Origin of the sequence: Pseudomonas sp. TH04 (assembly GCF_016651355.1) — a bacterium.
Lineage (GTDB): Bacteria > Pseudomonadota > Gammaproteobacteria > Pseudomonadales > Pseudomonadaceae > Aquipseudomonas > Aquipseudomonas fluorescens.
This window is the reverse complement of the sequence record NZ_JAEKEA010000001.1, coordinates 3,129,667-3,142,134: the sequence shown is the minus strand read 5'-3', so window position 1 is coordinate 3,142,134 and position 12,468 is coordinate 3,129,667. Positions and strand designations below refer to the sequence as shown.

The 12,468-nt window shown below is 62.5% G+C and carries 11 protein-coding genes; all 11 read left to right on the top strand.

Annotated elements, in window-relative coordinates:
* The first annotated feature begins 65 nt into the window (after positions 1–65).
* Positions 66–917 carry an ABC transporter permease gene (locus tag JFT85_RS14125; protein WP_053253917.1) on the top strand — a complete coding sequence of 284 codons (852 nt, stop codon included), beginning with the start codon at positions 66–68 and terminating at the stop codon, positions 915–917.
* Positions 914–1,738: a quaternary amine ABC transporter ATP-binding protein gene (locus tag JFT85_RS14120; protein WP_053253918.1), complete on the top strand. Its 825-nt coding sequence runs from the start codon at positions 914–916 to the stop codon at positions 1,736–1,738. Before JFT85_RS14125 ends, JFT85_RS14120 begins: the two co-directional genes overlap by 4 nt.
* Before the next feature lie 136 nt (positions 1,739–1,874).
* Complete coding sequence (locus JFT85_RS14115; RefSeq protein WP_201230011.1) at positions 1,875–3,398, top strand: HAL/PAL/TAL family ammonia-lyase; 1,524 nt, start codon at positions 1,875–1,877, stop codon at positions 3,396–3,398.
* Positions 3,399–3,443: 45 nt separating this feature from the next.
* A complete protein-coding gene (hutH, locus tag JFT85_RS14110) occupies positions 3,444–4,982 on the top strand; it encodes a histidine ammonia-lyase (RefSeq protein WP_139372183.1) in 1,539 nt (512 codons plus the stop codon).
* Positions 4,983–5,163: 181 nt separating this feature from the next.
* Positions 5,164–6,573 carry an amino acid permease gene (locus JFT85_RS14105; RefSeq protein ID WP_201230009.1) on the top strand — a complete coding sequence of 470 codons (1,410 nt, stop codon included), beginning with the start codon at positions 5,164–5,166 and terminating at the stop codon, positions 6,571–6,573.
* A gap of 15 nt (positions 6,574–6,588) precedes the next feature.
* On the top strand, positions 6,589–7,794 hold the full coding sequence (gene hutI, locus JFT85_RS14100; RefSeq protein ID WP_201230007.1) for an imidazolonepropionase: 1,206 nt from the start codon (positions 6,589–6,591) through the stop codon (positions 7,792–7,794).
* A 29-nt stretch (positions 7,795–7,823) separates the two neighbouring features.
* On the top strand, positions 7,824–8,624 hold the full coding sequence (gene hutG, locus JFT85_RS14095; RefSeq protein WP_053253921.1) for an N-formylglutamate deformylase: 801 nt from the start codon (positions 7,824–7,826) through the stop codon (positions 8,622–8,624).
* Positions 8,625–8,800: 176 nt separating this feature from the next.
* Complete coding sequence (locus JFT85_RS14090; RefSeq protein WP_069550838.1) at positions 8,801–9,748, top strand: choline ABC transporter substrate-binding protein; 948 nt, start codon at positions 8,801–8,803, stop codon at positions 9,746–9,748.
* Positions 9,749–9,903: 155 nt separating this feature from the next.
* On the top strand, positions 9,904–10,839 hold the full coding sequence (locus JFT85_RS14085) for an alpha/beta hydrolase (RefSeq protein WP_053253923.1): 936 nt from the start codon (positions 9,904–9,906) through the stop codon (positions 10,837–10,839).
* 105 nt (positions 10,840–10,944) lie between these two features.
* Positions 10,945–11,916, top strand: a complete 972-nt coding sequence (pip, locus tag JFT85_RS14080; RefSeq protein ID WP_053253924.1) for a prolyl aminopeptidase — start codon at positions 10,945–10,947, stop codon at positions 11,914–11,916.
* Positions 11,913–12,350, top strand: coding sequence for a D-aminoacyl-tRNA deacylase (gene dtd / locus JFT85_RS14075; protein WP_069550840.1), 438 nt, complete (start codon positions 11,913–11,915; stop codon positions 12,348–12,350). The genes pip and dtd overlap by 4 nt, the downstream gene beginning before the upstream one ends.
* Positions 12,351–12,468: the final 118 nt, after the last annotated feature.

Genomic DNA, 12,468 nt, shown 5'->3' with positions numbered 1-12,468 from the left:
CGTTTCCGGTTGCCTTCACCGGCAACCGGACGCCTGGCCACAACCCACTGGATCGAGAGCACGCTATGTTTCCTGAGAGTTTTACGTTTTCCATCGCCGACTGGGTCAACGGTTGGGTGGACTCGCTGGTCACCAACTATGGCGATGTGTTCCGGCACATCTCCGACACCCTGCTATGGGCCATCGTCAACCTGGAAGGGTTGCTGCGCGCGGCGCCCTGGTGGCTGATGCTAATCATCGTCGGCGGGATCGCCTGGCACGCCACCCGCAAGGTGCTGACCACGGCGGTCATCGTTGGCTTGCTGTTCCTGGTGGGCGCGGTGGGCCTGTGGGACAAACTGATGCAAACGCTCGCACTGATGATGGTCGCCACGGTGATCTCGGTGCTGATCGGCATTCCGCTGGGCATTCTGTCGGCACGCAGCAATCGCCTGCGTTCGGTGCTGATGCCGTTGCTCGACATCATGCAAACCATGCCCAGCTTCGTGTACCTGATTCCGGTGCTGATGCTGTTCGGCCTCGGTAAGGTGCCGGCGATTTTCGCCACGGTGATCTACGCCGCGCCACCGCTGATTCGCCTGACGGATTTGGGCATTCGCCAAGTCGACGGCGAGGTCATGGAAGCCATCAATGCCTTCGGTGCCAACCGCTGGCAGCAGCTGTTCGGCGTGCAACTGCCGCTGGCGCTGCCGAGCATCATGGCCGGGATCAACCAGACCACCATGATGGCGCTGTCGATGGTGGTGATTGCCTCGATGATCGGTGCCCGTGGCCTGGGTGAAGACGTCCTCGTCGGCATCCAGACCCTCAACGTTGGCCGTGGCCTAGAAGCCGGGCTGGCGATCGTGATTCTTGCAGTGGTCATCGACCGCATTACCCAGGCCTATGGTCGTCCACGGCATGAGGCGAACAAATGACTACTGTCAGCAAAATTGAAGTTAAGAACGTCTTCAAGATCTTCGGCAACCGCTCCAAGGACGCGCTGGCCCTGGTTGGCCAGGGCAAGACCAAGGACCAGGTGCTGGCCGAGACCGGCTGCGTGGTCGGCGTGAATGACCTGTCCCTGAGCATCGGTACCGGCGAGATCTTTGTGATCATGGGCTTGTCGGGCTCCGGCAAGTCGACCTTGGTGCGCCACTTCAACCGCCTGATTGATCCCACCAGCGGCGCGATCCTGGTGGACGGCGAAGACATCCTGCAACTGGACATGGAAGCCTTGCGCCAATTCCGTCGGCACAAGATCAGCATGGTGTTCCAGAGCTTCGGCCTGCTGCCCCACAAGAGCGTGCTCGATAACGTCGCCTATGGCTTGAAAGTGCGTGGCGAAACCAAGCAGGTCTGCGCCGAACGCGCGCTGCACTGGATCGAAACCGTGGGCCTCAAAGGCTACGAAAACAAATACCCGCACCAGCTTTCCGGCGGCATGCGCCAGCGTGTGGGCCTGGCTCGCGCCTTGGCGGCTGACACCGACATCATTCTGATGGACGAAGCCTTCAGTGCGCTCGACCCGCTGATCCGCGCCGAGATGCAGGACCAGTTGCTCGAGCTGCAAAAGACCCTGCACAAGACCATCGTGTTCATCACCCACGACCTCGACGAGGCTGTGCGTATCGGCAACCGCATTGCGATCCTCAAGGACGGCAAGCTGATCCAGGTCGGCACGCCGCGCGAGATCTTGCATTCGCCGGCGGATGAGTATGTGGACCGGTTTGTTCAGCGGCGGGCGGCGGTGGTCTGACCCGGATTTTGAGGTGAGCCGGCTGGCCTCTTCGCGAGCAAGCCCGCTCCCACATTTGGAATGCGTTCCCCTGTGGGAGCGGGCTTGCCCGCGAAGAGGCCGGTAAGGCTGCACAAGAATTGAAGAAGGTATGAAGATGTCCCAGGCAGCAAAAATCATCATCGCCGACGCCCCGATGCGCTGGCAGGACGTGGTCGCCGTGGCCCGTCATGGCGCGGTGCTCGAACTGTCGGGCCACGCCTGGGCGCGCATCGACAATGCCCAGGCCATCGTGCAGCGCATCGTCACCCGCGGTGAACGCGCCTATGGCGTGAACACCGGCCTGGGCGCGCTGTGCAACGTGTCGCTCAAGGGCGAGCAACTCAGCCAGCTGTCGCGCAACACCCTGCTCAGCCACGCCTGTGGCGTCGGCCCGGTGCTCCGCGACGAGCAGACCCGCGCGATTATTTGCGCGGCCATCATCAACTACAGCCACGGCAAATCCGGCCTGCATCCGCAGGTGGTGCATTCGTTGCTGGCGCTGCTTAACCACGGCATCACGCCGCAAGTGCCGTCCCAGGGTTCGGTGGGTTACCTGACCCACATGGCCCACGTCGGCGTGGCCTTGCTCGGCGTTGGCAATGTGAGCTACCAGGGCCGCATCGTTGCGGCGCAACAGGCCCTGAGCGCAGAAGGTTTGCAGCCGGTGGTGCTCGGCGCCAAGGACGGCCTGTGCCTGGTCAACGGCACGCCGTGCATGACCGGCCTGAGCTGCCTGGCCCTGGCCGACGCGCATCACTTGCTGCAATGGGCCGACGTAATCGGCGCCATGAGCTTCGAGGCCCAGCGCGGCCAGATCGATGCGTTTGACGAAGCCATCATCGCCCTCAAGCCGCACCCCGGCATGCAACACGTGGGTATCAACCTGCGCGCCTTGCTCGACGGCAGTGAAGTAATCGCCAGCAGCAAGGGCATCCGCACCCAGGACGCTCTGAGCATTCGCTCGATCCCGCAGATTCACGGTGCAGCCCGCGACCAGGTAGAACACGCCACCCGCCAGATCGAGACCGAACTCAACAGCGCCACGGACAACCCGCTGGTGCTCGGCACTCCGGACGACTACCGCGTAGTGTCCCAGGCCAACCCGCACGGTCAGTCCGTAGCGCTGGCGGCCGACATGCTCGCCATTGCCATGGCTGAAATCGGCGCGGTGGCCGAGCGCCGCCTGGACCGCCTGATCAACCCGCATGTCAGCGGCTTGCCGGCGTTCCTGGTCAGCAACCCCGGGGTCAACTCCGGGATGATGATCGTGCAGTACGTCGCGGCATCCCTGTGCGGGCAAAACCGCCAACTGGCCCAACCGGCGGTGCTCGACAACTTCGTCACCTCCGGCCTGCAGGAAGACCACCTGAGCATGGGCACCAATGCCGCGCTCAAGCTGCATCAGCTGTTGGCCAACGTCACCCAGATTCTCGCCATCGAATACCTGCTGGCGGCCCAGGCCTTCGAGTTTCTCAAGGACCAGCGTTTCGGCGCAGGCACTCACTGTGCCTGGCGCCTGTTGCGCGAAACAGTCCCGGCCTATGAGCAGGACCGCTGGCTGGCGCCGGACATCGCGAGCGCCGCCGCGCTGCTCAACGACAGCGCTTTGCTGCACCACGTATTACCGAATTTGCACTGAGCACTTATTCAACAGAAGTATTCAAAAGAACAATTCACAAGGAGTATGAATGTGACTGCGCTAAATCTGATTCCAGGCCAACTGAGCCTTGCCCAACTGCGGGCTATCTACCAGCAGCCGGTAACCCTCAGCCTGGATGACAGCGCCACGGCGCAGATCGAAGCCAGCGTTGCCTGCGTGGAGCAGATTCTCGCCGAGAATCGCACGGCCTACGGCATCAACACCGGTTTTGGCCTGCTGGCCTCGACCCGCATCGCCAGCGAAGACCTGGAAAACCTCCAGCGTTCCCTGGTGCTGTCCCACGCCGCCGGCGTCGGTGAGCCGATCAGCGATGCGCTGGTGCGGCTGGTCATGGTGCTCAAGGTGAACAGCCTGAGCCGTGGCTTCTCGGGGATTCGCCGCCAGGTGATCGACGCGCTGATCGCCTTGATCAATGCCCAGGTGTACCCCCACATCCCGCTCAAAGGTTCGGTCGGTGCATCCGGTGACCTGGCGCCCCTGGCACACATGTCGTTGGTGCTGCTCGGCGAAGGCAAGGCGCGCTATAAAGGCGAATGGCTGGAAGCCACTGAAGCGCTGAAAGTCGCCGGCCTGGCGCCGCTGACCCTCGCCGCCAAGGAAGGCCTTGCGCTGCTCAACGGCACGCAGGTGTCCACCGCGTACGCCCTGCGCGGCCTGTTCGAAGGCGAAGATTTGTTCGCCGGCGCACTCGCGTGTGGTGGCTTGACCGTGGAAGCCGTGCTGGGCTCGCGCTCGCCGTTCGACGCACGGATTCACGCGGCGCGTGGCCAACGCGGGCAGATCGATTCGGCTGCGGCCTATCGCGATCTGCTGGGCGAAAGCAGCCAGGTCTCGCAGTCGCACCAGAATTGCGACAAGGTGCAAGACCCTTACTCCCTGCGCTGCCAGCCGCAAGTCATGGGCGCCTGCCTGACTCAATTCCGCCAGGCCGCCGAAGTGCTGGTGGTGGAAGCCAACGCCGTGTCGGATAACCCACTGGTGTTCGCAGCCGAAGGCGACGTGATCTCCGGCGGTAACTTCCACGCCGAACCGGTGGCCATGGCCGCGGATAACATGGCACTGGCCATCGCTGAAATCGGCTCCCTGAGCGAGCGTCGTATCTCGCTGATGATGGACAAGCACATGTCGCAACTGCCGCCGTTCCTGGTGGGCAATGGCGGGGTGAACTCCGGTTTCATGATCGCCCAGGTCACGGCGGCAGCCCTGGCCAGCGAGAACAAGGCGCTGTCCCATCCGCATAGCGTTGATAGCCTGCCGACGTCCGCCAACCAGGAAGACCACGTGTCCATGGCCCCGGCTGCCGGCAAGCGTCTGTGGGAAATGGCTGAGAACACGCGTGGCATCCTTGCCGTTGAATGGCTGGCGGCCTGCCAGGGCCTGGACCTGCGCGAAGGCTTGAAAACTTCGCCGAAGCTGGAAAAAGCCCGTGGCATCCTGCGCGCCAAAGTGGGGTTCTACGACAAGGACCGCTTCTTTGCCCCGGACATCATTGCCGCCACTGAGCTGCTCGCCAGCCGCTGCCTGAATGAGCTGGTGCCGGCCACGTTGCTGCCAAGCCTCTAAGCTCGCCGCTGTCCAATGTGGGAGCTGTCGAGCCCCAGCGAGGCTGCGAAGGCGTCGGCACAGGCAACATTTTTGTTGCCTGACACACCGCCTTCGCAGCCTCGCTAAAGCTCGACAGCGCCCACATTTAATGTGCGATAGCGATGGATTTTCTCGGGATAAAAATAATTAGGGAAGAGAAATGCACCAGCAAGAAAAGGGTTTGAAACGCGGGCTCAGTGCCCGACATATTCGCTTCATGGCACTCGGTTCCGCGATCGGCACCGGGCTGTTCTATGGCTCCGCCTCGGCCATCCAGATGGCGGGCCCTGCCGTTCTGCTGGCCTACCTGATTGGCGGTGCCGCTGTGTTCATGGTCATGCGCGCCCTTGGCGAAATGGCCGTGCACAACCCGGTGTCCGGCTCTTTCGGCCAATACGCCAGCACCTACCTGGGCCCCATGGCCGGGTTTATCCTCGGCTGGACGTATGCGTTTGAAATGATCATCGTCTGCCTCGCCGACGTTACCGCTTTCGGCATTTACATGGGCTTCTGGTTTCCTGACGTCGCGCGTTGGGTGTGGGTGCTCGGCATTGTGTTTTTGATCGGCGGCCTGAACCTGTGCAGCGTCAAAGTGTTTGGCGAGATGGAGTTCTGGCTGTCGCTGCTCAAGGTTGGCGCCATCGTGGCGATGATTCTCGGCGGCTTCGGCATCATGCTGTTCGGCATCCACTCGGCAGATGAGACTCAGGCCAGTGGCCTGAGCAACCTGTGGGCCCATGGCGGCTTCATGCCTAATGGGGTCGGCGGTTTGATCGCCTCGTTCGCGGTGGTGATGTTTGCCTTCGGCGGCATCGAAATCATCGGCATCACCGCCGGTGAAGCCAAGGACCCGCAACGCGTTATCCCCAAGGCGATCAACGCGGTGCCGCTGCGCATCCTGTTGTTCTATGTGCTGACCCTGTTTGTGCTGATGGCCCTCTACCCGTGGCCACAGATCGGCAGCCAGGGCAGCCCGTTCGTGCAGATCTTCAGCAACCTTGGCATCGGCTCGGCGGCGACCCTTCTTAACATCGTGGTGATCTCGGCGGCAGTCTCAGCCATCAACAGCGACATCTTCGGCGCCGGCCGCATGATGTACGGCCTGGCCCAGCAAGGTCAGGCGCCCAAGGGCTTTGCTCAGTTGTCCAAGCAAGGCGTGCCCTGGATGACCGTGGTGGTGATGGGCGCGGCGCTGCTTGGCGGCGTGGTGCTCAACTACCTGATCCCGGAAAACGTGTTCCTGCTGATTGCCTCGATCGCGACCTTCGCCACGGTGTGGGTGTGGTTGATGATTTTGTTCACTCAGGTCGCGATGCGCCGTTCGATGACCCAGGCGCAGGTCGCCGAGCTGAAATTCCCGGTACCGTTCTGGCCCTACGCGCCAGCGGCCGCCATTGTGTTCATGCTGTTCGTGTTTGGCGTGCTGGGTTACTTCCCGGACACCCAGGCCGCTTTGCTGGTCGGCGCCGTCTGGATCGTGCTGCTGGTGCTCGCCTACCTGCTGTGGGTCAAGCCCGTTGCCGGGCAGGGCGCCAAGGTCCATTACGACTCGGCTTTGTCTCATCGATAACTTAGGGAGGCGTTGATGAAAACGCTTTGGCAACACTGCCACGTCGCAACCATGGCCCAGGGCAAATACTCGATCATCGAGGATGCCGCCATGGTCACCGCGGGTTCGCTGATCGAGTGGATCGGCCCCCGTAGCCAGGCGCCAGCGGCGGATTACGCCCAGGTGCATGACCTGCAAGGCGCGTGGGTCACCCCCGGGCTGATTGACTGCCACACCCACACGGTGTTCGGTGGCAATCGCAGCGGCGAATTCGAGCAGCGCCTGGAAGGCGTGAGCTACGCCGAAATCGCCGCCAAGGGTGGCGGTATTGCCAGCACCGTGCGCGCCACGCGTGACGCCAGCGAAGATGAATTGTTTGCCAGCGCGCACAAGCGCCTGCGCAGTCTGCTGCGCGACGGCGTGACCACGGTGGAGATCAAATCCGGCTACGGCCTGGACCTGGCCAGTGAGCGCAAATTGCTGCGGGTGATTCGGCGCCTCGGCGAAGCGCTGCCGGTCAGCGTGCGTGCCACCTGCCTGGCGGCCCATGCGTTGCCGCCGGAGTACAAGGACCGCGCGGATGATTACATCGACCACATCTGCACTGAGATGCTGCCGGCCCTGGCAGCGGAGGGGCTGGTGGACGCGGTGGATGCGTTCTGCGAATACCTGGCGTTTTCCCCGGAACAGGTGGAGCGGGTGTTTAAAGTCGCCCAGCAACTGGGCCTGCCGGTGAAGCTGCACGCCGAACAACTGTCGTCGCTGCACGGCTCCAGCCTGGCCGCGCGTTACCAGGCGTTGTCGGCGGACCATCTGGAGTTCATGACCGAAGAAGATGCCATCGCCATGGCCGCTTCCGGCACCGTCGCGGTGCTGTTGCCGGGCGCCTTCTACTTCCTGCGCGAAACCCAGTTGCCGCCGATGGCAGCCCTGCGCAAACACGGCGTGAAGATCGCCATCGCCAGTGACCTCAACCCCGGCACCTCACCGGCGTTGTCGGTGCGCCTGATGCTGAACATGGCCTGCACCCTGTTCCGGATGACCCCGGAAGAAGCCCTGGCGGGCGCCACGCAACACGCGGCCACCGCGCTGGGCATGGGCCAGACCCATGGTTCGCTGGAGGCGGGCAAGGTCGCCGACTTTGTCGCCTGGCAGATTGATCGTCCCGCCGACCTGGCCTACTGGCTGGGCGGCGAACTGGATAAACGCGTCGTGCGCCACGGCGTCGATGTCACTGTTTAAGGCTGCCTTTGTGAACGAGGAGTACTGCTGTGGATAAGGTTCTGAACTTCAAACAAGGCCGTGTGCCGCTGCTGATCAGCATGCCCCACGCCGGCCTGCGCCTGACGCCCGCGGTGGAAGCCGGGTTGATCCCCGAAGCGCAAAGCCTGCCGGACACCGATTGGCACATTCCCACGCTGTATGACTTTGCCGAGGAACTGGGCGCCAGCACCTTGTCGGCCGAGTACTCGCGGTTTGTCATCGACCTGAACCGGCCGTCGGACGACAAACCCTTGTACGCCGGTGCCACCACCGGGCTATACCCGGCGACGTTGTTCGACGGCGTGGCGTTGTTCCGCGAAGGCCTGGAGCCTTCCCCGGCGGAGCGCGCCACCTACCTGCAAAAAATCTGGGGCCCGTACCACCGCGCCCTGCAAGAAGAACTGGCGCGGCTCAAGGCTGAGTTTGGCTATGCATTGCTGTTTGATGCGCACTCGATCCGCTCGGTGATCCCGCACCTGTTCGACGGCAAGCTGCCGGACTTCAACCTCGGCACTTTCAACGGCGCCGCTTGTGATCCTCAGCTGGCCAGCCAGTTGGAAGCCATCTGCGCCACGCATCCGCAGTACACCCACGTGCTCAACGGGCGCTTCAAGGGCGGGCACATCACCCGCCACTACGGCGACCCGGCGCAGGATATCCACGCCGTGCAATTGGAGCTGTGCCAGAGCGCTTATATGGAAGAGTTCGAGCCGTTTCGTTATCGGCCTGATCTGGCCGAGCCGACACGGGTGGTGTTGAAGCAATTGTTGGAAGGGTTCCTGAACTGGGGGCACAAGCACTACCGGTAATTTTCGGTGCTGCTGAAATAGCGTTCGACTTGCCCGCGATGGCGGCCTCACGGTCGCCCCAGTGCAACTGCCGGTCGCCACAGGTCGTGTTAGCAGAGGTCCCGCTGGGTAAGGTTGTGGGCAGGGCGCGTCAGACGCCACTCCCCACAATAAAGCTGCCGAGTGAGACCTCTTTGATGAAAAGACCGTTCAACCGTTACCTGTTGACCCTCATCGGCGCCGCACTCCTGAGTGCACAAGCCATGGCCGCTGAACCGGCCTCCTGCAAAGCGGTGCGCATGGGCGTGGTCAGTTGGACCGACGTGATCGCCACCTCGGGCATGGCCGACGTGCTGCTCAACGGCCTGGGCTACGACAGCAAGCAGACCAGTGCGGTGCAGCAGATCATCTTTGCCGGCATCCGCGACAAGCGCCTGGAGATCTTCCTCGGCTACTGGAAACCGGCGATGGACAACAATATCGCGCCATTCCTGGCCGCCAAGCAGGTCAAGGTCTTCGACACGCCCAGCCTCTCCGATGCCCAAGCCACCCTGGCCGTGCCGCAGTACGTGGCCGATGCCGGATTGAAAACGTTCGCCGACATCGCCCGCTTCAAGGACAAACTGGGCGGCAAGATCTACGGTATCGAGCCCGGCAGCGGTGCCAATACCGATATCCAGAGAATGATCGACACCAACCACTTCGGCCTCGGCGACTTCAAACTGGTCGCCTCCGGTGAGGCAGGCATGCTGGCGGCGGTGCAGCGCGCGGTGAATCGCAAGGAGTTCGTGGTGTTTGTCGGCTGGACCCCACACCCGATGAACATCAATATGAAAATGGCCTACCTCACCGGCAGTGAAGATGTGTTCGGCCCGGACGAAGGTCGCGCTACGGTTTCCACCGTCACCGCGCCGGACTTTGGCGAACGTTGCCCCAACGCCAACCGCCTGCTGGCAAACCTGACCTTCACCGCCGCCCAGGAAAGCCAGTTGATGGTACCGATCATGGAGCGTCAGTCGCCGCAGCATGTGGCCAAGCAATGGCTGCGTGACCACCCTGAGGATTTGCAGCGCTGGTTGGCCGGGGTTACGGCGTTTGATGGCAGCGATGGCATGGCAGCAGTGCAGGCCAGCCTCAAACCTTAAGCCGGCCACGGTAGATCAAACAACACAGCGCAGAGGTGGGAGCGGGCTTGCTCGCGAATACGGTGGGTCAACCAGCTGATCAGGCGGCTGATACACCGTATTCGCGAGCAAGCCCGCTCCCACCGGTTGATCGCCATTGTCAGAGACATTTACGTATGTCCGAATACCCTATTTCTTCGCCGATGCGCGCCTTCGTCGCCAAAACCGACGCCTTCACCCGTGACGACGCGTCGCTGGCAGGCTTACGCCACAACTACAACCGTATGTGCCAGGCCTTCACGCCACCGAAGCCTGAAGGGCTGCAAGTCTCGGACTTCGCACTGGGCGGCGTAGGCGTGCGCAGTTACTTACCCACGGCTCCGGCGCCGACGGAGGGCTGGCCCTGTCTCCTTTATATGCACGGCGGCGGTTGGGTGGTCGGCGGGCTGGATTCCCATGATTTCATTTGTTTCGAGTTGGCCAGTACGCTGCAGGTGCTGGTGCTCGCCATCGATTATCGCCTGGCACCCGAACACCCGTTCCCGGCGGCTTACGAGGATTGCCGCGCGGTGTGGCAAGCGATCCAGGCGGGCGAGGGGCCGCACGCCATCCACCTGCAACGGCTGGCGGTGATCGGTGACAGCGCGGGCGGCAATCTGGCTGCGGCGCTGTGTCTGGGCCTGCGCGATGACGGCCAGCCGCTGCCCCTGGCTCAAGTGCTGATTTATCCAGGGCTGGGCGGCGCGTCTGATTTGCCGTCGCGGCGTGACTGCTGGGATGCGCCGCTGCTCAGCACGGCCGACACCGACGGCTACCGGGCGCTCTACCTGCCGGGCGCCGGCCATCCATCGCCCTATGCCCTGCCACTGCTGGCCGAGGATTTCAGCGGTTTGCCCAAGGCATTGATCGCCGTGGCCCAGTTCGACCCGCTGCGTGATGACGGCATGCTCTACGCCGAACGCCTGCAAGCGGCGGGCGTGTCCGCGCTGATGTATCCGGGCAAGGGCCTGATCCACGGCTGTTTGCGCGCGCGCGGCCAAGTGGCGGAGGTGGATCAACTGTATGACTGTCTGCTGGATTACCTGAGGAGCGAAGGGCTGACACAGGTCTAAGCGCTCAAGGACATGCTCATTGCACAATTCGGGTTTATGATGCCAGACGGCAAAAAATAATAGACGTCCCCCCAGGGATGAACCCGACACCCTACGGAGCGCGCAATGCAGACTTGGTACCCGCAGATCAAACCCTACGCCCGGCACGATCTGGCAGTCGATGACACCCACACGCTGTACGTCGATGAAAGTGGCTCCCCCGAGGGCTTGCCCGTCGTCTTCATTCATGGCGGCCCGGGCTCCGGTTGCGACGCGCAGAGCCGCTGCTACTTTGATCCGAACCTTTACCGCATTGTGACCTTCGACCAGCGCGGTTGCGGGCGCTCCACCCCTCGCGCAAGCCTGGAAAACAACACCACCTGGGACTTGGTCGCCGACCTTGAGCGCATCCGCGAGCACCTGGGCATCGAAAAATGGGTGCTGTTCGGCGGCTCCTGGGGGTCGACCCTTTCCCTGGCCTACGCACAAACCCATCCTGAGCGTGTGCATGGCCTGATCCTGCGCGGCATCTTCCTGGCTCGCCCGCAAGACATTCACTGGTTCTACCAGGACGGCGCGAGCCGCATGTTCCCCGATTACTGGCAGGATTACCTTGCGCCGATCCCTGCGGATGAGCGCCACAACATGGTTGCGGCTTACCACAAGCGCCTGACCGGCAACGACCAGATCGCCCAGATGCACGCGGCCAAAGCCTGGTCCGGCTGGGAAGGTCGTATGTTGGGCCTGTGCCCGAGCCCGCAGCATGTCGAGCGTTTTTCCGAGCCGCAGCGCGCGCTGTCCATTGCGCGTATCGAGTGCCACTACTTCACCAACGACTCCTTCCTGGAGCCCAACCAGCTGATTCGCGACATGCACAAGATCGCCCATCTGCCTGGCGTAATCATTCATGGCCGCTACGATATGATCTGCCCGCTGGACAATGCCTGGGAGCTGCATCAGGCGTGGCCCAACAGTGAGCTGCAAGTGATCCGCGAAGCCGGCCATGCCGCGTCCGAACCGGGCATCACCGATGCGTTGGTGCGCGCGACCGGCGAGATGGCACGACGCCTGCTTGATCTGCCCCCTGAAGAAGCATGAAGGGCCTGTTGCAGCGGGTGCGTGGCGCCCGCGTCGAGGTTGCGGGCGAAGTCGTAGGGGCAATTGACCAGGGTTTGTTGGTGCTGGTAGCCGTCGAACCTTCAGATACGCCCGAGAGCGCCGACAAACTGTTGCACAAGCTGCTTAACTACCGGGTATTCAGTGACGACGAGGGCAAGATGAACCTGTCCTTGAAGGATATCGGTGGTGGTTTGTTGCTGGTGTCGCAGTTCACCCTGGCGGCGGACACCAAAAGCGGGCTGCGGCCGAGCTTCTCCACGGCGGCCCCTCCGGCACTCGGAGCAGCGCTTTTTGAGTACTTGTTGTTACAAGCGCAACAATTGCATGGCAAGGTGGCGTCAGGGCGTTTTGGCGCGGATATGCAGGTGCATTTGGTCAATGATGGCCCTGTGACCTTCCTCTTACAGACATGAATGTATTAAAAACGACTTTAATGCCTAAAAACGCAGGGTTTCGCTACAAATACTTCGTTGTCCCTGATGCGTTGTTTCGCGGGCTACTAGATAATCGCGCGCTACGGGGATCAGCGTT